We start from the raw sequence: 23190 nt of genomic DNA, 5'->3' as shown, positions 1-23190 counted from the left end.
TCGAGGAGTTAATGGTCGCGCCCGTACCTCACTATGTGATGATCGCAGGCTACGTGGGTGGCGGTGTCGCTCGCGGGTTATGCGTTGGTTTAATCGTGACGCTAGTCGCCATGTTCTTTGTCGACATTAGTTTGCACCATGCAGGCCTTGTGGTCATGACGGTATTTTTAACCTCAGTGCTGTTCTCCTTAGGGGGATTAATTAATGCGGTATTTGCCAAGAGTTTCGATGATATCAGCATCATCCCGACGTTTGTGCTCACGCCCTTAACCTACCTTGGCGGGGTATTCTATTCACTGTCGTTGTTGCCATCATTCTGGCAAGGCGTTTCGGCACTGAACCCTGTTGTTTATATGATCAACGTCTTCCGTTATGGATTCTTAGGATTTGCCGATATTAGCGTCCCACTTTCAATCGGTATTATGGTTGGCTTTTGTGCCGTACTTTGGGGGGTGGCGTATTACCTTATCTCCAGAGGCATAGGGCTGCGCTCGTAATCTGACTCTTATTGATACCGTCGAGATCTCACGCATCTACATAGTAAAGAATCCGCCTTCTTAGAAGGCGGCTTTGAATTGCCCCTGGAAGGGGATATTTCCTTACATCTACCTCTTCTGTAACTTCTATTGAGCCTTATGCTCTAGCTCTTGTTTATCTACGACTACAATATCAGTAAAAATGCGATGAACTTCTGGAATCACCCATATTTCTCGTTTCCTCTTACTTGTGGTGTATAAGAAGGTCTTTTTTAGCATGGGTGTTATTCAGGCTATAGCCTTAAGAGACAATCACCACCGCCAGAGGCGGTGGTTTTGGGATGACAATAAAAAAGGGAGTCATTTAGACTCCCTTTTGTTTACTTATGAACTAATTACTTCATACGACGACGCATTGCCGCCAGAGGTAATAACAATGCGGTTAACCACCCCAGCGCACCGCCACCTGAAGATTCTTCAGCTTTAGCGTTAACAGTAATAGTTGCTACTCCTGGATCACTTTCCAACTTACCGTCAGATGCTGTGACAGAGAAGGTTAAAACGTTATCGCCACTCGGAGCAGAAAAACTAATCTTATCACCACCATTTACAAATGAGACCTTGGTGCCACCAGTTTGTACCCAGTTATAAGTTAAGGTGTCTTTATCTGCATCTTTAGCGTTAGCTTTTGCTGTGACAACAAAACCTTCAGTGCTTGTCATGCCAGTAGGTGCAACAGTTGGCTTAGTGTTGTTAATCAAAACAGTGACTTTGGCTGGCGCTGAAGCGTTACCCATAGTATCTAGGGCTACCACTTCAACTTCCATTGTTTCACTTTGTTGATTAATCATAGCATCGTCACTTAGACGAACTGTTCCATCTTTCTCAACGAGTACCATACTGCTGTTAGAGTTAGTTGTTACAAACTCAGAGAATGGACTAGTCAACATATCTGGATCTGTGGCTTCAATCTGTCCGAGTACAGTGCCGCCGGCAGTGCCTTTATTCACGGATAGGGTTACGTTTGCTACGGTTGGAGCTGAGTTTCCTTCATCTGTGGTATTAGCCACAACAGACATAGAGCCTGAGTCAGATAGGAACATAAAGCCTTTAGCGTTATCACCAACTTGCGCTTCTAAAATCGCACTTTCACCTGGTTTAAGTTCGGTGACTTCTTTACCATCCGCATCCACTAACATGGCCGATGTACCCGAACCATCGAGTACGAGTGATGCGACGACACTGTCTTCATCACCAGAAGGTGTTGGTGCCCAATCACTATCTTCGACACGGTAGCGAACTTTAATGGTTTTACCTAAGTCAGCTTCAGCCAAACCAATATCTTCTAGACACACTTTGCTGGTCAGGAAGTCATTACCCGTTACATGGAAAACAGGTTCTAAGGTGCCTGATGAAGTTCCGTATTTAGAGACTAAACCGTAGATAGATCTTGGGTAGTTTTCATTAAACCAGTTAAGGTTTGCTGTTGCAGCTGTGTAGTCCCAAACACCGTCATTATTGAGATCATAATCGACGTCATAACTTGCTACTAAGGCATGGACGATTGGATCGCGCATTTGGAAAGTGTTGTAAATTGCGATGCCCGCATCACATGAGCTGCTGAGTAAAAGTTCACTCGAGGCATTTAACAAGTCGTGACGTCTGGATTCATCCACTGGACTTGTGGCAATTAAAGGGGCTGTGAATGGATCGGTGATTGAAGTCGCACCAACGTTTGTCAGTGTTCGGACTAAACCATCTTCAGTTGCTTCTGTGGCGACCGAAATTGCGGCAGCAGCTTTAGGTAACACGTGGTATACCAAGTGCAGCGCTTTTTCTTCGCCATCCATAAACTGGATTGCACCATCGTATTCGGATAGTGTCAGTGCGGCTGATGCATCTGCAGCTGTACCGTCCAGCTCATAGGAGGATGTCAGGGTCCATTCTGGTAACTTGGTAGGATCAATTGTTGCTGTAATATCAAAATCAACAGTTTGTCCTGCTGGGATTGTGATGCTAGCTGGTAATGCAAAGCTTAATGCGCCAGAGTCAATATCATTTTGGAAACGTTGATCGACTTTTAACGTATAGGTTTTTTCAGCAGTTGAGAAGTTTTTAACTGTGACGGTTTTTGTGATTGAGGTAGTTTTATTGAGTGCTAATAAACCAAATGCCAATGCCGCTTGCTTGGTATCTTTATTCCAAGCTGCAACCGGGAGATTTATGGCTTTTTCTACATCAACTAAACCAGAACCGATATAGCTGATAGGTGCAAGTTCAGTTTCAGGATTGATTTCTTTTGGCTCTATCGTTACATCAAGGTTTGCAGCGTTCATGATCGTGGCTTTAACCTCGAACGCATTACGATGCGGTAATGCTTCACGAATAATACTCACGGCACCTGCAGTAATTGGGCTAGAGAATGATGTACCGCTGATTGGTGTTAATCCGTCTCCTAAGCCAGGATGTGCTGTAAGAATATCTGTTCCCGGAGCGGTAATTTCAGGCTTCAGGGTTCCGCCAATAGACGGACCCCTTGAGGTAAAGGTGGCAATCGCACCTGCAGTAGTTACTTCTGTTGATGAAATGCTAAATGGAACATCGCCTGCTGCTAATGCCGCTTTAATGGCGTCACCATCTTCTTTAGAAACCATTACTGATGGAATGGTTATATTGTCATCAGTACCACCCATTAAAATAGTTCCAGCGTTAGCAGCGTTGTTGGCAACGATAACAAACGAAGCACCTTTGAGCTGAGCATTCAATACCTTAACCACGAAACCGCAGGTTCCACGATCAATTAATACTGTTTTTCCCGTTAAGTCTTCGGTGTAGGCTGCGCAACCATTTTTATTTGCCGCTGGATAAACAATAGGTGCTACGGCATTTGTGAAGCTATAGGCATTGGATTTATTAAAGCCTGCGCCAACAGCTGTGACTGTATTGCCTGCAATCTGTGCTTCAACTTTGCCAACTTTAGTGGTTGGGTGAGTCATAGCACCAACAGAAAGTGCACTGTTCGTTGTACTTGGACCACCAACAACGAAAGGTGTTGGACCATCGTTGCCCGCTGAGATCACAAGGTTTACACCTAGTTTTACCATCTCATTGATCATGACTTGAACGGCACCGTCCTCGACATCACCAAAATCACCACCTAATGACATGTTCACTGTATCGACGCGATCGCTGATATTACCGTCACCATTTGGATCCATCGAAGCTTCTAGAGCATTTAATTGAGCTATACCAGAACAGCCTGAGTTACAGACGGAATATACGAGTAGCTCAACATCTGGCGCTGTTCCAACAACGGAATGGCTTACATGGGTACCATGGTTGGTTGATACATCAATTGGGTTCGGGTCATTGTTAACAAAGTCCCAACCACCGATGACTTTACCTTGTGGCCAGTTTGGCATCTCGCTTTTTGCGGCAACGGCCGCTTGGTAGTCAGCAACTAACCCCGAGCCACCTAAAGCCTTATGGGTATAGTCGACACCAGTGTCGAGTACGGCAACACGTTGGCCTTTACCTGAGGCGATACCAGCATCAATGACTGCTTTTGCCTTGATATATTCAGCACTTGCTGCAACATCAAGTTTGTAATCATAGATTGGCAGAATAGCTGCTACTTCAGAATTGTTAAGTAGCGATGCGAGTTGTTTATGATTGCCTTCAACAATGATTGAGTTGACTAGCTTTGAGGTTGTTGCAACGATTTTTAAATCAGCATCCATGCTGCTAATTGCATTTTTAACTTTTGTTTGTGAGCTCTCAATTTGGCTCATGGCTGATTGACTGTTGAATCCCTTTAACTGGCTTTGTTGCGACAGAGAAGGTGCCTTTAGTTTTACCATCCAAGCTACAGCTTGTTTTTGCTCGTTACTATTATTTTTAGTTACGCTTAAGCCTGCATATTTGTCCGTTGTTTGATTGGTTGTATTGTACTGAGCTGGTGTACCTGCAACGGCTGCCCCTGATAATAGTGCTGCCGAGATAGCGATAGATAATTTTGTCTTCACAACTTCATTCCTTGTCAATTAATGCTTTTGGTACTTGCGATTGCACCATGTAGCTAAATTGTTATTGTTATGCTGCGCATTTTGATGGCTAGCAATGAGGTTGTAACACAAAAATATCGTTCGGTTAACACTTTTGTCAGAAAAAAGACTTAAGTCATCTTTTTGCGATATAGCATTCTGTTTGAAGGCTTTTTTGTGAGAGTAGTAACTAAGGCTTTACCGCTCTTGTGATAGGGTTTTGCAGGCTGATAAGGGTTTCAGTCGATTGAATTTCGTCAATTGATTGGATGCGGTTAATCAGCACGTGTTGCAGGCCATCGATGGATTGGCACATGACTTTGACAAAAATGCTGTAGTTGCCTGTGGTGTAGTAGGCTTCTACCACTTCCTCTAGAGCGTTTAGCTTAGCGATGGCGGCGGGGTAGTCGCCAGCACTTTTGAGATTGATCCCGATAAAGCAGCAGACATCGTACCCGAGTGCTTTGGGATTGATGGTGATCTGGGCACCGGTGATAATCCCAGCCTGCTTCATTTTCTCGACGCGCACATGGATAGTCCCCGCACTCACACCGAAACGTTTGGCAAGCTCGGCAAACGGGGTACGAGCGTCTTGCATTAAGGCTTCGAGGATATGGTTATCAAGCTGATCACGCTGAAATGCGGTTTCCATAAATAAACTCTCTATAACATAATGAATTGTCATAAAGTTACGTTTTTTTATAGGGAATGGCTACTGCTTTTGCGTTTTTTAATTATTTTTAGTGATCATTGCTCACCTTCTGGCTCGCAAAAGGGCGCGTCGGCACTGAATGTCATGCTCTCACCCGTGTATGGGTGCTTGATGGTGAGTTTTGCGGCGTGCAGTAATAATCGCGGTGCTAAGGATTTTGCCAGCGGATCGGCATAAAAGCCGTCGCCGAGGATCGGATGCCCCAGTGCCATCATATGCACCCTGAGTTGGTGTGAGCGTCCAGTAATCGGCTTAAGCTTTACCAGAGTCGAGCGTTTGGCGCGGCTTAACACTTCAAAGTGGGTTAAAGAGGGTTTACCTATTTCGTGGTCAACCTTCTGTTTTGGGCGATTGGGCCAGTCGCAGATCAGCGGATAATCCACGCTACCCGTTGTATTTTTAACATGTCCCGCGACTCTGGCGAGATAAGTTTTGCTGGTTTCTCTATCGTGAAATTGGCGTTTTAGTTCGCGCTCGGCGCTACGAATGAGCGCAACCACTATGACACCCGAGGTCGCCATGTCGAGGCGATGGACGATTTGGCAATGGGGATGCTCGGCTTTTACTCGGGCATACACACTGTCGTAATGGGCGGGATCGCGACCGGGCACGGACAATAATCCCGAAGGCTTATTGACCACGATAATATCTTTATCTTGGTAAAGCACATCGAGCCAGGGAGTTGTCGGTGGTTGGTAAATAAAATCAGTCATAATCGCGCCTATTAAACAATGCGCGGCAAAGATACTCTGCTCGGCTCTAGGGCGCAAGTTTGTTGTCTCTCCTCCTTATCTCGCCTCGCTTTAATCCAGCGAAAAATGATTTGCAGATAGAGCTGGATTTGAGTTTTTGTTATACTCGTCACCTTTTTCGTGATTGTTCATTTTGAGCCAGTGAAGTATGAGCCAGCCAGAGATTTACACACCTGAGACACTTTCTCACGTTAATAACCGCTTAGAGTTATTGGCGCCTGCAAAAAATGCTGATTATGGCATTGAAGCCATTCGCCATGGTGCCGACGCGGTTTATATCGGTGGTCCCGCATTCGGAGCGCGTGCGACCGCGGGTAATAGTGTGGAAGATATCGCCCGTCTGTGTACTTTTGCTCATAAGTATCATGCGCAAGTGTTTGTGGCCATTAACACAATTCTGATGGACGATGAACTCGAAACCGCTGAAAAGCTGATTTGGGATGTGTATAACGCGGGCGCCGATGCACTGATTGTGCAGGACATGGGCATATTGCAACTTAACCTGCCGCCGATTGCGCTGCACGCCAGTACGCAAATGGATAACCGTAATCCCGAGAAAGTCGCCTTCTTAGAGCAAGTAGGTTTCTCACAAGTGGTATTGGCGCGTGAGTTAGGCTTAAGCCAAATCCGTGAGGTTGCCGCTCACACCAATATGCAGATTGAGTTCTTTATTCACGGCGCCCTGTGTGTGGCCTACAGCGGCTTATGTAATTTAAGTCATGCTTTCAGTAACCGCAGTGCAAACCGCGGCGAATGTTCGCAAATGTGTCGCCTACCGGGCAATCTTAAGACCCGCCAAGGGGATGTGTTGGCACAAAACGAGCACTTACTCTCATTAAAAGACAATAACCAAACCGATAACCTCGAAGCCTTGATTGATGCCGGTGTTCGCTCTTTCAAAATTGAGGGGCGTTTAAAGGACTTAAGTTACGTTAAAAACGTGACCGCCCATTATCGTCAAAAGCTCGATGCCATTATGGCGCGTCGCCCTGAGTTTGTGGCGTCATCCCATGGCCGTACTGAGCATACCTTTACTCCGGATCCTGAAAAAACCTTTAACCGTGGCAGCACAGATTACTTTGTGAATGAGCGTAGCCAAGGGATTAAAGACTTCCGCTCGCCAAAATATATCGGTCAAGATGTGGGTAAAGTGGTCGCCATCGGCAAAGACTTTATTCAAGTCAGTTCAACCCATGAGTTTAATAACGGTGATGGTTTAGCGTATTTCCCACCAAACTATGCGATGGCCAAACAGTCCGATGACAAATTGCAGGGACTGCGTGTTAACCGTGCCGAAGGCCATAAGCTGCATGTATTGCAGGTGCCGCGCGATCTGCGTGTCGGTATGACGCTGTATCGTAACCATAACCAAGCCTTCGAAACTTTACTTTCCAAGGAGTCTGCCAAGCGTATTATCGGCGTCGACATGCGTTTAACCGATACCGCTAAGGGCGTGGCGTTGACCTTAACGGATATCTATGGTCTCAGTGCAACGGTTGAGCTTGCAGTCGAAAAGACGCCCGCCACCGACGCTGAAAAAACCTTGCAGACTATCCGTACTCAATTGTCGAAACTGGGTAGTACCGATTTTACGGCGCGCCAGATCAGTATCGAAACCGCTCAGCCTTGGTTCCTGCCTGCATCTGTGCTCAACGGTCTGCGCCGTGATGCGGTAGCAGCATTAGAACTTGCCCGAGTGGAAGGCTACCAGCGTCCAAAACCTTGGAAATATAACCAAGATGCCGTTTATCCCTTCAAACACTTAAGTTATTTAGGTAACGTGGCAAACGAAAAGGCGAAGGATTTTTATCAGCGCCATGGCGTGATTGAAATTCAGGACACCTACGAGAAAAACGGCGTGACCGAAGATGTGCCGTTAATGATCACTAAGCATTGCCTGCGATTTAACTTCAATCTTTGTCCTAAGGAAGTACCGGGCATTAAGGCCGACCCTATGGTGCTTGAGATTGGTAACGATGTGTTGAAGTTGGTGTTCGACTGTCCAAAATGCGAGATGATGGTCGTTGGTGAAAACCGCCAGGTTCGCGGTCAAAAAGCTGTTTAATCTAGGTTTGACTAGGCTTGAATGGTTATCAAAGGAGCGTTGAGTATTCAATGCTCCCTTTTTGTTTTTAGGGCCGTTGCCGCTCTCTTTGTTGCCACTTGGTTAACTACAGGATATTTTATTGAAAAATTTCAATAATAAAGGATGTCAGCATGGGATTGTTAGATGGGTTACTAGGGAATGCGTCAGAGGTCGATTTACAGGAACTGGCCGAAGAGCTGCGCCCAATTATGGGGATTCAGGAAGAATTAAAACTGGCCTATAAAGTGATCCGCGATCTGTTTGTATTTACCAACAAACGTTTGATCTTAATTGATAAGCAAGGACTGACGGGCAAGAAAACCAGCTATCACTCAGTGCCCTATAAATCCATTACCCATTTTGAAGTGGAAACCACTGGCCATTTCGATATGGATGCCGAGCTTAGGATCTGGATCTCTGGCCAAAGTGATCCTCTGGTTAAAGAACTTAAACGTGGTACCGATGTCGTTGGGATCCAAAAAACCATAGCGACGTTCGCGCTCTAATCCCTTGCTTTAGCGATTGAGTTGTCAGCAGGTCATCGCCGAATTGACTTGCTGATATTCAATCAATTCAAGACTCTATGGTTTGAACCGCTGGACTGTTCTATCGGTTCACCATTCATAGTATAGGTTTCTGATAATTCGAGTCGGCCTTGTTTATCGTACTGATTGTGGATCCCCACCCAAAAGTGTTCTTGCCCCTGAAAAAGTAAGTTGCCTTCTTCGGCGATTTGACGATTCGGATGATAGCGTTTCATGGCATAGAGTTGGCTATCTGGGTCAAATTTCAAATGGTAACTAAGAATAGGCGCCGACGTTTGAGGCTCCTTAGTATCATTAGACTTAGCCGTTGCTTCGACAATGTTGCTGTCATCGACCTTGCTTTCCGCTGCCATAGTCTGTTGCTGCTCGGCGGCATCAAAATAGTGTCGGGTTTCATTGAGTTTGCCATCGTCACTGAGCCAGGCTTCTCGCTGCAGTTGGCCTTGCGGTGTAAAACGTTGCCAGTGGCCGACATCCCGATAATCGTTATCTATCACTTTCACAAAGCCAGATTCGAGCAATTCGCCTTGTTTTGAAAAGGCTTTTGAGCTAAATAGGTTCTCGTCTAGGCGAGTGAGCAGCCAACGGATAGCCCCATCTTCATAGTATTCGATGCGAGTATCTGGGTGACCCGTTTGATAATATTCCCGTTGATTATCCTCAAGATGATAGCCACAACGAGTGTTGGAGTGGCTCTCAAAGGATTCGAGAACACCTTGCTTGTTATAGGAGGATCTTTCCTTAAGGTAACCTTGGCCATCGTGGACAACATATTCAGCAATCGTCTTGATGGTACCGTCTTCATAAAACCAGCGGGCCGTGCCATCGCGATTGCCTTGAGTGTGGGGCAAATACATTTGAATTTGCTGGTTTTCATAATATTCGATAAAGGGCGCGATGGAGAGGTTACGCTGATATTGGCCCTCGGCTGACAATACGCCGCTTTCATAATAGCTGCGGAAAAGGCCTTCTCTTAAGCCCTTTTCAAGGTAGATCTCAAGGGAGAGTTGACCATTTTCATGGTACCAAGTGGCAAGACCCTGCTCATGGCCATTTTCAAAGGGGATGCATTGTTCAAGCTGTCCGTTCGGATACCATTTCTCGCTGTTGCCATGGGCAACGCCATCAACAAAATTGAGTTGATTTGCCAGCACGCCATTGGGGTGCCATTCCTGACGTAGACCGCAATTTAACCCCTGTGGATTGAGCTGTTCCCGCCAGGCGAGTTGGCCATCTTCGTAATAGGTTTCGAGGCTTTTGCCCGCCGCATTGAGATGGACTTCTTGCTTAAGATTGCCGTTGGTATGGTACCAAAGCTCTTTAACCAATTCCCCCATATCATAGCTTAATTCGGCCTGCAGCGTGCCATCTTCATAGTAGATATGCTCGGTTCCATGGATTTTTCCCGCCTGCATGGGGCGGGTCAGCCACAGGGCTCCTGATTCATAATAGCGAGTTAACTGATTGATATAATTATCTTCGCTATCCTTCCCAGCGGTTTCTTTTATCTGACCATTGCTATAGTAGCGGGTTAGTAGCATTCCTTCGGAGTGGCGCTCCTCGACTTGATTGATTTTGCCTTCATTGTCATACCAAGTCTGGCGCCCGATCTGTTGCTCCTCAATAAAATGTCCTTCGAACTGCAATACACCTAAGGCATTGAATTGGCGAGTGATGCCGTTGCGCTCACCAAAGTAATTGCAATCGACTGCCTGAGTGAGATTGGGGGATTGGGTGACAATTCGCAGTAGATTCTGACCTTGCTCTGTCTCAATCTGATGGAATGTCCGTTGCAGTTTGCCCGTGAGACTGCCGAAGTCCTGCATATCGCCTTGTACTCTGTACTCTGCGTCGACATAAAAGCGACATATAACCAATTCTTGGTGGTTAGTCAGAGCAACTTGCCAGTGGGCTTGAGTGGTATCAGAGTCGAGTTTTAGGCTACAGGTTTTATCTTGGGCGAGGTAAAAATCTTGCTCTGAGCCGTTTATCTCGATGCGATCAAATTGTGTCTCATGAAAGGTGCAGGATTCATGCTCTCGCTCCCAACCGAGCAGCTCGATTGTTTGCGGGCTATCGAAGTAGTGGCGAGTGAATTTGTCATTGGTGTCTGAATGAGTGGCTTGCGCCGGAGTCGCTTGAATGGCAAGACTAAAATAGGGTTTGAACGTATTGGATGGGAGTGGAGCGAGATTGGGAGAAGTTTGAAGAGGTATGTCTTGATGGGCGCAGCTATTTTTTTTGGCATTAAATAATTTAGCTTTAAACGCGCGAAACAACGACATAGGTCAACTTCTCCATATCCATATGATACAACTGTCTTATCTTGTCATCTCATAAGGCTCTTAGCCCTAAGAGCGCCTATGATAACGGTTTATACTTTGGTTTCTCAATAGATTATCTTGCTCTCGAGCCATGATAAGGATTCAAGATGCTACAAAATTTTTATCAGTCACTCCCCGCTGATTTATCACAAGAAGTGTTCGAAACCCTTGCTGGCAATGGCAAGGTGAAGATAGAGCGCATTATCTCGCAAGGTCATTCGACGCCAGTAGGGGAGTGGTACGATCAATCTCAATATGAGTGGGTGATGTTGCTCAAAGGGGAAGCGCAGCTCGAATTCGAAGATGCTCAGTTAGTTACCCTAAAACCTGGGGATTATCTCACCCTCGCGCCGCATCAAAAGCACAGAGTCGCGTCGACCAGTTCAGAGGGCGAAACCCTATGGCTGGCAGTATTTTACGATGCTGAAACTGTATGATGCAAAGACGCTATATCTTAGTGACTATTTGAGTTGCCATTGCCAGCTCGGCGTATTGAGTAAATCCTGCCCTACAATTTGGGTTTGCCCTAGGTTTTTATCGAGCGTCAAAGTATTGCAATGCTCAAACTGACTTAAGGCATTGATCAAACGGTTAGCGTGGGATACGACCCAAAGCTGGCATACTTCGGAAGCTTTCGCGATAAGCCGAGCCAAAGCGGGCAATAGATCGGGGTGCAGGCTGGTTTCTGGCTCGTTTAACACCATTAGCTCGGGTGGTCTTGGGGTGAGCAATGCAGCGATAAGCAGTAAATACCTCAGGGTACCATCGGAGAGTTCACTGGCATGTAGCGGCCTTAACAAGCCCTGCTGGTGGAATTCGAGTTGGAGTATTCCGCCAGCTTGGGGTGTGATATGCACTTTGGCTCCCGGAAAAGCATCGGTCACAGCGTGATCAAATGCCGCTTTATCGCCAATCTCGAAAATGGTTTGTATGGCAGAGGGGAGATCTCGACCGTCATGGTGCAATACGGGCGTGGCTGTCCCGAGCTGTGGACGACGCGCCGCGGCTTCGGGATCGGTTCGAAAATGATCGTAAAAACGCCAAGCGCGAATGCTATCCCTTAGCGTTAACACTTCAGGGCTGCGTTCAGGATCGGCAAGTTCGGTAAAAATACTGTCACCACTTTGCAGATGGGCGCTCAAGGTGAGCCAACCTTGTCCCTCAGGGCTGCGACTCTTCACCATAGGACCGCGGCGCTCCACCAACACGCTGGCGGGGCGATATTTGGGGCCATTCCAAATCGCCTCGCGTTTAATTTGCGGATCTAAGCCAAATAGGGTGGTGGAGTCGGGTTTGGGGAGGCCAAGTTCAATCAGATAACTAAAATCTTCGCCCGCAAATCCCAGTTTTAGGCGTTTGGGCGCTTGCCTGACCGTCGCTTCAATTGGCGTGTCGCCCGCTAACATGCCCTTGGTGAGATTTTCTGGTCCTGCCCAAAAACAGGAGTCTAAGCCGCCTTCTTGCGCTAACGCATTAACAACGCCACCTTGGGCCGTTTGAGCTAATAGTCGTAATGCTTTGTATAAATTGGATTTGCCACTCCCGTTAGCGCCGGTCACTAGGTTCAGACGCCCAAGGGGTAAGACTATCTCCCTCAAGGTACGATAGTTAGAGATGGCTAGGGTGGTCAGCATGACGGTCCATTTACTCGAGTGATAGTGTGCAATTCAACCATGACTTTGTTAGCGCGGGCTTAGATGAGTACTTGATTGAGCACTCTTTGCCAGTTTCCGCCCATAAAGCGGTCGCGATCGGTCGACTTAAAGCGGGCCTTAGCTAACGCATCGTCGATACGGCTCATACGCTCGATATGGTTTAGCTCGGGAATGACCACATGCCTTGGCTCAGCATCAAAACCTAACACCTTTTTAGCCCTTAGGCTGTACCACCATTCCTGATATTCCTTCACGCCCTGGGCATTGTCGTTATTCAGGGTTAACAGATTTTCTTGGCCTCTGAGCGGATAATCATTGGCGATGGCGACACAATCGACCCCGCCGATACGGGCCACATATTCTAACTGGCGGATATAGTCATCAACGGTTGGGACGGCGTTATTAGTGAGCCAAAAGCTCATCATAAAGACCCCGAACACGCCGCCTGAATCGGCAATGGCGCGGATCACTTCATCGGGACTACAACGAGCATGTTTGACAATACCACGCGCCGCGCCATGGCTTTGGACTATGGGCGCGCGGCTGAGTTTGGCAACATCTAACGCGGTTTGGGCACTTGAGTGGCTGACATCGACTAAGATATTGGCATGATTGAGTTTTTCAATCAGTGCACGGCCATGGGCGGTAAGAGGTTTATTGAGCCCGCCATCGGCATCGTTATCGAGGGCGCCGCCCGCAAAGGTATTGCCGTAATGGTGGGTGAGCTGCAGTGCTCGCAGACCTTGGCGATGAAACTCATCGACGCGGGCCCATTGATTGGCCTCGCTGTCTTCTTCAACGCAATCCGCGCCTTGGATTTGGAAGAAAACCGCAGTGCGATTGCTCTCCCTCGCCAATTGGATATCGCGTCCAGTTAAGCCTTGCAGGAGAATGTCAGGATGTTCGCTGACACGTTTCGCGGCTTGCTGGATGCTTTCCATGCAGGCTTTGTAAGTGCGTTTGTAGTTTAAGGTGCCGTCGGATTGTTCAATGGTTTCGATGGCGGAGATATCACATAAAAAGGCATCGAGCCCCGATGCGGGAACATCGGCTAAGTCATCTGGCAGAAAGGATAAACCATCGATATATAAGCGCCGAGAGCGCGGCGCAGCAAGGCTGGAGAAACTGGCAAAGGGGCAAAGTAGCGTGGCGGCGCCAATCCCTTTTAACAGCGTTCGGCGATCTTGATTAACAGCCTTCATGGGCATGCGCTCTCCTTCAGATGAAGCTAATTTTTACTTCTTTATACCCTGTTAAGGCGTAGAAGTCTTTGATTAAATCCCTCTTTTACCGATTTAACCCGCAGATTGATTTAGGGTTTTGCCGCATCAATCATCGCCTTGGCTAAGGCATGTAAGCCATTGGTGCGCGAGGGACTTAATTGGCCCTCAAGCCCTAATTGTTTGAAATAGGTGGAAGGGTCGAAGGCGAGTATCTCGTCGCTCTGTTTGCCGTGACAGGCACTCAGCAGTAAACCGATTAACCCCTTGACGATGCGCGCATCGCTATCCGCTAGAAAATAATGCTTAGCGTCTTGCTCCATATGATAAAGCCAAGCATCACTCTCGCAGCCTTTGACTTGGGCGGCCTCAAGGCGAAATTCATTCGCTAAACTCGGCAAGGTTTTACCTAATAACATGATTTGGCGATATCTTTCTTGCCAGTTTGGCTCTTGCTCAAAACGTGCTAACAGGTTTGATGCCTCCTCAACGGAGTAATCAAATTCGGCTGCAGCGGGCATGATTGGCAATGTCATGGCGAAAATGTCCTCTTCCTAAGCGTGTTGCCTGATGGCGCATTGATGTAAGCCCTTAGTGAGCGGATTAGAGCAGCAACTCTTTGACTGAGGCTAAGGCGGCAATAAAGCGGTCGATATCGGCTTTATTGGTGTAGATCCCAATCGATGCTCGGCAGCAGCCCTTCAGGTTAAGGCTTTGCATCAAGGGCATGGCGCAGTGATGGCCGCAGCGCACGGCAACGCCTTGTTGGTCTAATAAAATCCCGACATCTTGATGATGTTCATCACCCAGATTAAAGGCAACCGCACCGAGATTATCACTATGGGCAGCATAGAGATGCACATCTCCGAGGGCGCGTAGCTGCTGCTGTAAATACTGCAGTAGTTCTGCCTCATGGGCCTGAACCGCTGGCGTTAAGTGTTGTTGCAAAAAGCGGATGGCGGCGCCTAGGCCGATGACTTCACTGATGGGTGGTGTGCCTGCCTCTAAGCGATTAGGCAAACTGCCAAATTCGGTGCCATCGAAACTCACTCGTTTAATCATCTCACCGCCCGTTAACAGTGGCGTGAGCGTATCTAACTTATCGAAGCGGCCATAAAGCACACCAATACCGGTTGGACCATACATCTTATGGCCTGAAAACACATAAAAATCACAATCGATGGCGGCCATATCTAAGTTTAAGTGTGCAACCGCCTGTGCTCCATCGACTAAGGTGATCGCCCCCTGCGCCTTGGCTTGCTGCACTAACTCGACAACTGGATTCACTGTGCCTAAGGCGTTAGATACATGGCAAAGGGCGACTACCTTGGGTTTGAGGGCGAGCAGCGCTTGATAGGCATGAAGATCGAGCCTGCCATCCCGATCGAGAGGAATAGGTTTAATGATGGCGCCCGTGCGTTTTGCCAATTCTTGCCACGGCACTATGTTGGCGTGGTGGGCGGCGGTATCGATCAAAATCAGATCGCCCGCTGCTATCTTTGGCGTTAAGCCATAGGCAACTAGATTGATCGACTCAGTGGTGCCATGGGTGAAGATGATTTCTTCGCGGCGCTTAGCATTAATAAATCCTTGTAACTCATCGCGGACCTTCTCGTAGTAAGAAGTCGCGCGCGCCGACAACTGGTGCGCCGCGCGGTGCACATTGGCATTGTCGTTCAGGTAATATTGCGCCATGGCATCTAACACGGATTGCGGCTTTTGGCTGGTGGCCGCGGTATCGAGATAACACAGGGGATAGTCGCCCAACATTTGCGTTAGGGTTGGGAATTGCGAGCGGATTTGGCTATGGCTATCGGGCAATACTGTGTTGGTTGAGGCTGAGTGTGTCATCAAAGGGCTTAACGCAATAAAAAGGCTTTTGGATCTTCTGTTATCTCTCTCCTGAATGCAAGTTTTCATCGGATTGGTGGGCCTTGTCTGGCATAGGTGCTTAGAAATCTATCTAGGTGTGGCTAAAAATGGGGGCGTTAAGTTTTATGTTTCGTTTATTAAGCGCTTAGGCTGTACGGCAAAGCGTAAAACTCCAACTATGCTAAATACAGGCAAAGGGAGCCTTGGTGAGTGGAGTTCAGAGCTTATGCTTGGTTTTTTTAAAGATTTACGGATCAAATATAAAATGGGTGGCCTTATCGGCATCATGATGCTGCTCATATTGTTATTAGCGGCCTTTAGCTTGCTAAAGATGAAGCGCGTGGCGGATGAGATCCACACTATTTCCGCCGAGAACCTCCCCTTAGTAAAGTTATCGAGTGATGTCACTATATTGCAACTCGAGAGTTCGATAAGCCTTGAAAAGGCTTTTAGGGCTTCGCAAATCCCAGTGTCGGCACAGGAGCGATTAATTGAAGGTTTTATCGGTGAAGTCATTCAGCATAAAGAGCGGATTAACAGCGAGTTACTCTCAACTCAGACCATGCTTAATGAAGCGCTAACCCTCTCTCAACCTCCTGAGCTACGTGATAAAACCCAACAAATGGTTCAAGAAGTCACCGACATTATTCGAGTTTATCGCGACTATGATGCAAAGTTGGCGACTGTGATAAATGCAATACAGCACCATACTCAGGCCACGGCGTTGGTGCAGCAAGTGAGTGAGCTTGAGAGTGTACAAACTCAATTTAATACCCAGCTCAGCCATTTTGCGCAGCGTTTAGAGCAAATGACCCAAACCGCGGTATCCATCACCGAGGATGAGGAGAAAAGCGCGATTTACGGCCTGATGGTGATTTCGTCAATCGCACTCATCTTAGGATTGGGTATCGGCATGCTGTTTAGTCAGTATATAGTGCGTTCTATTACTCGCTTACGTAATGCCGCCGCCATGATGGAGTCGGGCAACTTTAGCCGAGTCCTGCAGGCCGAATCTAAGGATGAATTCGGCGAGTTAACTCTGAGCATGAATCAAATGGCATTGACCTTGAGTCAAACCGTGGGGCATGTGATTGGCCGCAGTGAAGAAATTGCCTCTATGGTCACAAAACTCAATGCAGTGGCTGAAAATAACCGCAGGGCGATACTCAGTCAGCAGGAGAACACAGACCAAGTTGCCGCCTCTATGACGCAAATGGCCGCGACTATTACTGAGGTTGCCAGCAGCGCCGAAACGGCATCCTTTTCGGCAGGACAGGCGGAAGGCAGAGCCAAAGATAGCAGCGCCGTTGTTGAGACCAGTGAGCGGATAACGCAGCAACTGGTGGAGAGTGCTCAGCAATCGAGTAAGCTCATTCAGCAACTCCAAGCCAGCACAGGTAAAATCTTAAACTTTGTTTCCGTAGTCGATGCGATAGCTGGGCAAACCAACCTGCTGGCGTTAAATGCCTCCATTGAGGCGGCGCGTGCGGGTGAGCAGGGACGTGGTTTTGCCGTGGTCGCCGATGAAGTTCGCGCCCTCGCGACGCGAAGCCAAACCGCCACCCAGGAAATTAGCCAACTTATTCAAACCTTAGTGATGGATGCCCAGTCGGCCGTCGACTCGTTTGCCAAAAATGAGCAACAAATCAATGAGTCATCGCTCCTCGTTAAGCAAATCAAACAAAACTTGTTTGAGATCTTCGATGCCTTAACTCAGCTCTCACAGGCTAATTCCCAAGTGGCCACTGCCAGTGAGGAGCAAGCTGTGACCGCCGAAGATATCAGCGAGCGTTTAAATTGCATCCGTGACTCGGGAGAGTCCGTTCTCAATAGTGCATTTGAAACCGCCAAGGCCAGCGAGTCCCTATCACAACAGGCCAATACCTTACGCGAAGCCATGCAGCAATTTAAGGTACGCGAAACCTAACTTCTCTGAGATTGTGGTTGAGTTAGCACTCAAAAAAAGATGCCCAGCACTGAGTGTTGGGCATCTTTTTTACGCATATTGTAACGGGGCTTTTGGGCTTGAAATCGATTTACGATTTTACGCGATTAGGGCGGTTATCAGACCGATGCGAGGGCTTTTTGTGCTCACCACCTGCGTGATTAGCACTCGGCTGAGTGCGGCCTTGGGGTTGATCTTGGCGGCGTGAGTCTGAGTTTTGTTTCTCGCTGCGAGCCTGCTGGCCGCGTTGCTGCGCCGCTGAATGTGGCTGGCCTTTGGCTTTATGTTCACTATTGGCGGCATTCGCCGGGCCTTTGCCGTGCTGAGGACGTTTATCCTGTGGTTTTGGCGTGCGGCCAGCTTCGGTACTTGAGTGCGTATTTTTGTGCTCAGCGTTTTTTGAGGATTGAGGACGCTTATGCTGACCTTGATTATTGCGCTGGCCTTGGTTTGGATTTGAGCTTTTTTGCTGCGCAGAGCCGTCGATGCTGTCTGGCGTTTTACGACCATCGCGACCCGTACCGGTTCTTGGCGTAGGTTTGCCCGCACTGCGGTGCTTACGTTGGCTCGCCACCGCTTTGACTTTGTTATCTTTGCCATGAGCGCTTAAGGTTGATTCCGGTAGTGCATGGGCGGGGCCGAAACCCTCAATTTCTTGCCTTTCAAGTACGCGGTTGATTAAACGTTCAATGTCCCGAAGCAGCTTAAATTCTTCACTGCTGACCAAAGACACGGCTTGGCCCGAAGCCCCCGCTCGCCCTGTACGGCCAATACGGTGCACGTAATCTTCTGGCACATTGGGCAGATCAAAGTTCACCACTTGTGGCAATTGGTCGATATCGAGTCCACGCGCCGCAATATCTGTGGCCACAAGCACTCGTACTTCACCGCTTTTAAAGTCGGCTAATGCCTTAGTTCGGGCGCCTTGGCTCTTGTTGCCATGGATAGCAGCGGCGCTGATCTCGGCTTGGATAAGGCTCTTCGCGAGTCTGTTTGCTCCGTGTTTAGTGCGTGAAAACACTAATACTTGCTGCCAGTCTTCCTGCTTAATGAGTTGGATTAGCAGTGCCGATTTTTGATTTTTATCGACGGGGCAAATCCATTGTTTAACTGTGTTCGCTGCGGCGTTGCGTGGCGTGACTGAAATTTCTACTGGCTGATTCACTAAACCCTTGGCGAGCTCGCGAATTTCATCGGAGAAGGTCGCCGAGAACATCAGGTTTTGTCGCTTAGAGGGTAAGAGCGCGAGGATCTTTTTGATATCGCGAATAAATCCCATGTCGAGCATGCGATCTGCTTCATCCAACACGAGTATTTCCAGTTGGTTAAATTTCACTACATTTTGCTGTACCAGATCTAAGAGCCGCCCTGGTGTGGCAACCAGTACATCGACCCCATGGCGCAGCTTTTGGATTTGGGGATTAATAGGTACGCCACCAAAGACGACCGTCGAACGCAATGGCAGATATTTACCATAGGTTTCAACACTTTCACTGACTTGTGCTGCCAGCTCACGCGTTGGCGTTAAGACTAAGGCTCGAATTTGTCCGGATTTAGCTTTATTGCCTTTAGAGAGTAATTCGAGCAACGGCAGGGTAAAACCTGCGGTTTTTCCTGTTCCTGTTTGGGCCGCAGCCATTACGTCTTTACCCGTCAGAACGGCCGGAATGGCCTGTGCTTGAATGGGGGATGGTGTGTCATAACCTTGTTCAGTAACAGCTTTTTGGATGGGTAAAGATAAACCTAGGGAGGAAAAACTCATTAATGGGTCTCTTGTGGCAGCAAAGTGTCGCAGCAGTAGTATGGCCGAATTGGCGGGCGTGCAGCTTACATGAAGAGGCGCTAGATCGCCATGTTTGAAAGTGGTTTGTTGTCTATCTGGCGCAAAAGCCGATTCAGGAGTGGCTAATTTATCGACCTATCAGTATCTTGTTCAGTATTTAGGGAAAGATCACGCTTGTGTTAATTTCATTGCTTCTAAGTAATCTAACTTGGGGTAAAATTAACAAACATCCTCAATAGGTTGCAAAGACGTTAGTCATCAATCGGATTAGTAAAGATAACTGGGAAATTTTCCCTTTGTAGCTTGAATTCAGCAGCATTGAATTCTTAGGATGAGTCCTCTTAGGCATATTGACGCTCCATGGCAGGTGGATTATGACAGCAATACAGCATATTGAACGCCTCGCACGTGGTCGAAGTGAACAGGCCGTGGCGGTTATTCGAAACGTGCAGCAGATGTCCAACATTCCCATGCAGGAGATGCAAGCGGCGCTGAAGCAATTGTTACACTGTGGCCGAGTCGCACTGCATTTTCATCCCGATAGAATCGATAGCCGCGGTATCACTGTGGCCGAAGGATTATTGCGTGATGGTCAATACCGTAGCCAATTTGAAACCCATATCTCCAACGGACAGTTATCCCCCGAGTTAGGTGGGCCAAGGGATCATTGGGAAAATCAACTCTTTGGCGATGCTTACAAGGGGACTAAGTCTCGGCCTAAGTATGGCGCCTTGGATTTAGGCATGTGGCAGGATGGTCCTGCCCCGCGTTTTGGCAGCTGTTATTTGCTGACCCATTCGCAGTTGCTCACGCGCTCGACGTTCACTTATTTAGATTCCTACCGTAACCCGAAGGAAAAGGGCACTTTATCCTGCTTTGATGATGTATTAGCGGCGCTGCTCACCGAGAGTTTTGAGCGCCACTATGCCTTGGGTAAAGTGGATTTTAAACCGCTCAACGTGATCCAATATTTGGCGCATCAACTGAACTCCTCCTTGCTATCGCGCTTTGAACGGCCGATGTCGAACAATCTCGACCATTATATTGAGGCGCAGATCCACGGTGATGTGTCCCTCGATGAAGACATTGCCATGCTGGTGGCAGATCCTAGTTTTAAAGGGACTGAAATCGGTGCTACCTTGAGCAAGCTCTGTGATCGCTATGATATCGAGCTGCAATATCATAATGGTTTTAGCCTGCACACGGCGCAGATCCCCAGTGATTTCCGTGGACCGACTATGCCATCTTTGGCGAGTCGCATTGCTATCGACGAGCGTGTCGATGCCTATGCCATTGGCGTGGCGGCGCGGGATTTATACCATTCGCCCCAACATTGGCGCGACCGGGGGAACCGCGCTCAGGTGGCACACGAGCTCAAGCTGCTCTGGCATGTGTTAGTCAAATACGGCGCTCAGCAATAATTAAGGCCGATTGATTAAGCTGGCGACGAGAATCAGCTCTGGGTTCCCGTACTTTGGGAATTTATTGATCTTTATCTCATTTTTGTGAATAGGCTAACAAAAGCTTCCGCTAAGGTTTCATCTGCCTTGGATGCCTGCGATACTGCGTCCCTATCGAACCTTTTCAACACTTGCAAGCCCCTCGGGGGGATTCAGTGTTTAGCCTATTTCTACAACCTACTGCTTTGCTAGTTTCTGTTGGAGCACCATGGATAAGTCGTTAGAAAAGTCCCTTCTCGTTTGGCTCAAGTCGCAAAAAAAAGCCTGTGGCTGGTTTGTTAAGCTCTCCGTATGGTGTGGAATGTTAAGTGCTATTGCATTGATAGCACAGGCTTATCTGATAGCCACACTCCTCGATGGCGTCATCGTTGGCAATGCCTTGCAGGCTTTGACTGAGGGAGCGAATAGCACGCCAATCCAGCCTGCTGTAGGTGCGAGCGATTATCTGCCACATTTTATGGCCTTGATTGGCTTAATGTTGCTGCGAGCCTTACTCGCCTATGGCCGCGAGCGCGCCAGTTTTGAAGCGGGTAAGCGCTTACGCCAACAGATCCGCGGTGCGGTAATGGATAAGTTAACTCGGCTAGGGCCTGCGTTTATTAAAGGTAAACCCGCAGGCAGTTGGGCGAGCATAGTTTTAGAGCAAGTGGAAGATTTACAAGATTTTTATGCCCGTTATTTACCGCAAATGACCCTTGCTGGCGTGATCCCCTTATTGATCCTCATCGCCGTGTTTCCTATCAACTGGGCGGCGGGGCTGATTTTGCTGTTAACCGCGCCACTTATCCCGCTGTTTATGATCCTCGTCGGTATGGGCGCGGCCGATGCCAACCGTAAAAACTTCAATGCCTTAGCCAGATTAAGCGGCCATTTTATGGATAGATTAAAAGGGCTTGCGACCTTAAAACTGTTCCATAGGGGGGATGCTGAACTTAAGGTTATCGAAAAAGCCTCGGAGGAGTTCCGTAGCCGTACTATGTCAGTGCTGCGCATGGCCTTTTTAAGTTCGGCGGTACTGGAGTTTTTTGCCGCGGTATCGATTGCCGTATTAGCGGTTTACTTTGGTTTCAGTTATTTAGGTCACCTCGATTTTGGTTACTATGGCGCGCACGCTCAACTTGGGCCTAATGCGAATGAAGGCTTACCTTTTAGCCTGTTTGTCGGCTTATTTATCTTAATTTTGGCGCCTGAGTTTTATCAGCCTCTTAGGGATATGGGCACTCACTATCACGCTAAAGCGCAGGCGATTGGCGCTGCCCAAGCATTGATGACACTGCTGGAGCATCCTGAGCCAGAGTCGGGTTCTGAACCGAGTTCTGCGCAGGACAAGCTAGGGCAGCAAACGCGACTCGATAAGCTGACTCACCTTAGTGTTAAAGATCTGGAAGTCTTTAGTACCGATGGCAGTCGTTTGCTCGGCCCCATCAGTTTTGAGTTGAAGCAGGGCGAACACTTGGCTCTGGTTGGCCCAAGTGGCGCAGGTAAAACCAGTTTACTCAATGCTTTACTAGGGTTTTTGCCCTATAAAGGCAAGCTGTTAATCGATGGCGTTGAGCTAGCAGGCCTCGACCTTGCCCATTGGCGACAACAGTTAGCATGGCTTGGGCAAGAGCCGCAGTTATTCCATGGCACAGTGCGGGAAAACGTCGCCTTAGCCAATCCTGAAATGACGGATGAGCAGGTTTGGCAATTGCTGGAGCAGGCCAATATTCATGAGTTTGTCCGCAGCCAACCCCTTGGTTTAGCCACGCCTATCGGTGAGCAGTCATCGACCTTATCGGTCGGGCAGGCGCAGCGTATTGCGCTTGCACGGGCATTAGGGCAGGAGTCGCAGGTATTTATTCTCGACGAACCGACGGCGAGTTTAGACAGCGTCAGCGAGCAACTCGTCAGCCTCACCTTAAAAGCGGCGATGGCGGGTAAGATGGGTATTATGGTGACCCACAGGGTCGATCAGCTGGACCATATGTCGTCCATCCTGGTGCTCGATAAAGGCAAGATTGTCCAGCGGGGGGATTTTGCGACGCAGTCTACTGAGGCGGGGTTATTCCAAACTATGTTGCATGAAAATACTGAATCAGTAGCCGATATTGGGCTGGAATCACCCATGCCCGATAGCCACAGCGATATCGCGTTAGGGACAACCGAGGGAGCCGCACAATGAAAATTCTCCTTCCCTTTATTCGGTTGTTCTCCCACCAATGGTTAATGAGGGCTGTTGGGCTTGTGCTCACCTTAACCACACTTATGGCGGGGATTGGTTTATTGTCGCTGTCGGGCTGGTTTTTATCGGCGACGGCGGTGGCGGGATTAACGG

General features: G+C 48.3%; 16 protein-coding genes. 7 read left to right on the top strand and 9 right to left on the bottom strand.

The genetic code is table 11. The annotated features are described in order from the left end of the window. Positions 1–497, top strand: a 497-nt coding sequence (locus tag ACK5NH_RS18430) for an ABC transporter permease (RefSeq protein ID WP_416922420.1), incomplete at its 5' end; no start/stop codon positions are given. Between the two features lie 374 nt (positions 498–871). On the opposite strand, the gene ACK5NH_RS18425 is transcribed toward ACK5NH_RS18430, so the two are convergent. The 3 genes from ACK5NH_RS18425 to rluA form a co-directional block, all read right to left on the bottom strand. Beyond that, the gene (locus ACK5NH_RS18425; protein ID WP_416922418.1) at positions 872–4501 is read right to left on the bottom strand and encodes a S8 family serine peptidase; all 3630 of its coding nucleotides are present in this window, start codon (positions 4499–4501) and stop codon (positions 872–874) included. Between the two features lie 208 nt (positions 4502–4709). Beyond that, positions 4710–5171 carry a transcriptional regulator AsnC gene (gene asnC, locus ACK5NH_RS18420; protein WP_011073571.1) on the bottom strand — a complete coding sequence of 154 codons (462 nt, stop codon included), beginning with the start codon at positions 5169–5171 and terminating at the stop codon, positions 4710–4712. 95 nt (positions 5172–5266) lie between these two features. Continuing rightward, a complete protein-coding gene (rluA, locus tag ACK5NH_RS18415) occupies positions 5267–5944 on the bottom strand; it encodes a bifunctional tRNA pseudouridine(32) synthase/23S rRNA pseudouridine(746) synthase RluA (protein ID WP_416922416.1) in 678 nt (225 codons plus the stop codon). A gap of 187 nt (positions 5945–6131) precedes the next feature. Between rluA and ACK5NH_RS18410 the strand changes: the two genes are divergently transcribed. Then, positions 6132–8048: a peptidase U32 family protein gene (locus tag ACK5NH_RS18410; protein WP_416922414.1), complete on the top strand. Its 1917-nt coding sequence runs from the start codon at positions 6132–6134 to the stop codon at positions 8046–8048. Between the two features lie 152 nt (positions 8049–8200). Next, positions 8201–8575, top strand: a complete 375-nt coding sequence (locus tag ACK5NH_RS18405) for a PH domain-containing protein (RefSeq protein WP_011623880.1) — start codon at positions 8201–8203, stop codon at positions 8573–8575. A gap of 62 nt (positions 8576–8637) precedes the next feature. On the opposite strand, the gene ACK5NH_RS18400 is transcribed toward ACK5NH_RS18405, so the two are convergent. Beyond that, positions 8638–10899, bottom strand: coding sequence for a toxin-antitoxin system YwqK family antitoxin (locus ACK5NH_RS18400; RefSeq protein WP_416922411.1), 2262 nt, complete (start codon positions 10897–10899; stop codon positions 8638–8640). A gap of 146 nt (positions 10900–11045) precedes the next feature. On the opposite strand from ACK5NH_RS18400, the gene ACK5NH_RS18395 reads away from it, so the two are divergent. Further along, positions 11046–11375 (top strand): cupin domain-containing protein, encoded by a 330-nt coding sequence (locus tag ACK5NH_RS18395; protein WP_416922409.1) that lies wholly within the window; start codon positions 11046–11048, stop codon positions 11373–11375. A 24-nt stretch (positions 11376–11399) separates the two neighbouring features. On the opposite strand, the gene ACK5NH_RS18390 is transcribed toward ACK5NH_RS18395, so the two are convergent. The 4 genes from ACK5NH_RS18390 to ACK5NH_RS18375 all read right to left on the bottom strand — a co-directional run bounded on the left by ACK5NH_RS18390 (position 11400) and on the right by ACK5NH_RS18375 (position 15664). After that, a complete protein-coding gene (locus ACK5NH_RS18390) occupies positions 11400–12572 on the bottom strand; it encodes an AAA family ATPase (RefSeq protein ID WP_416922407.1) in 1173 nt (390 codons plus the stop codon). Positions 12573–12631: 59 nt separating this feature from the next. Beyond that, entirely contained in the window at positions 12632–13801 is a 1170-nt protein-coding gene (locus tag ACK5NH_RS18385) for a membrane dipeptidase (protein WP_416922405.1), read from the bottom strand. 104 nt (positions 13802–13905) lie between these two features. Next, positions 13906–14349 (bottom strand): SufE family protein, encoded by a 444-nt coding sequence (locus ACK5NH_RS18380; protein ID WP_416922403.1) that lies wholly within the window; start codon positions 14347–14349, stop codon positions 13906–13908. A 67-nt stretch (positions 14350–14416) separates the two neighbouring features. Next, positions 14417–15664 (bottom strand): aminotransferase class V-fold PLP-dependent enzyme, encoded by a 1248-nt coding sequence (locus ACK5NH_RS18375; protein WP_416922401.1) that lies wholly within the window; start codon positions 15662–15664, stop codon positions 14417–14419. A gap of 247 nt (positions 15665–15911) precedes the next feature. Between ACK5NH_RS18375 and ACK5NH_RS18370 the strand changes: the two genes are divergently transcribed. After that, positions 15912–17612 (top strand): methyl-accepting chemotaxis protein, encoded by a 1701-nt coding sequence (locus ACK5NH_RS18370; protein ID WP_416922399.1) that lies wholly within the window; start codon positions 15912–15914, stop codon positions 17610–17612. Positions 17613–17721: 109 nt separating this feature from the next. Here the strand turns inward: ACK5NH_RS18370 and ACK5NH_RS18365 are convergent, their stop codons facing one another. Continuing rightward, on the bottom strand, positions 17722–19392 hold the full coding sequence (locus tag ACK5NH_RS18365; RefSeq protein WP_416922397.1) for a DEAD/DEAH box helicase: 1671 nt from the start codon (positions 19390–19392) through the stop codon (positions 17722–17724). 395 nt (positions 19393–19787) lie between these two features. Here ACK5NH_RS18365 and ACK5NH_RS18360 point away from each other — a divergent pair, with 395 nt between their 5' ends. Together ACK5NH_RS18360 and cydD are read left to right on the top strand one after the other, a co-directional pair. After that, complete coding sequence (locus ACK5NH_RS18360; RefSeq protein WP_011625297.1) at positions 19788–20834, top strand: DUF3626 domain-containing protein; 1047 nt, start codon at positions 19788–19790, stop codon at positions 20832–20834. Positions 20835–21081: 247 nt separating this feature from the next. Next, positions 21082–23037, top strand: coding sequence for a heme ABC transporter permease/ATP-binding protein CydD (cydD, locus tag ACK5NH_RS18355; RefSeq protein WP_416922395.1), 1956 nt, complete (start codon positions 21082–21084; stop codon positions 23035–23037). Positions 23038–23190: the final 153 nt, after the last annotated feature.

The sequence above is a fragment of the Shewanella sp. genome (genome assembly GCF_047975355.1).
Classification (GTDB): Bacteria; Pseudomonadota; Gammaproteobacteria; order Enterobacterales; family Shewanellaceae; genus Shewanella.
Note: the sequence above shows the minus strand (reverse complement) of the source record. Positions and strands in the feature narration are given on the sequence as shown.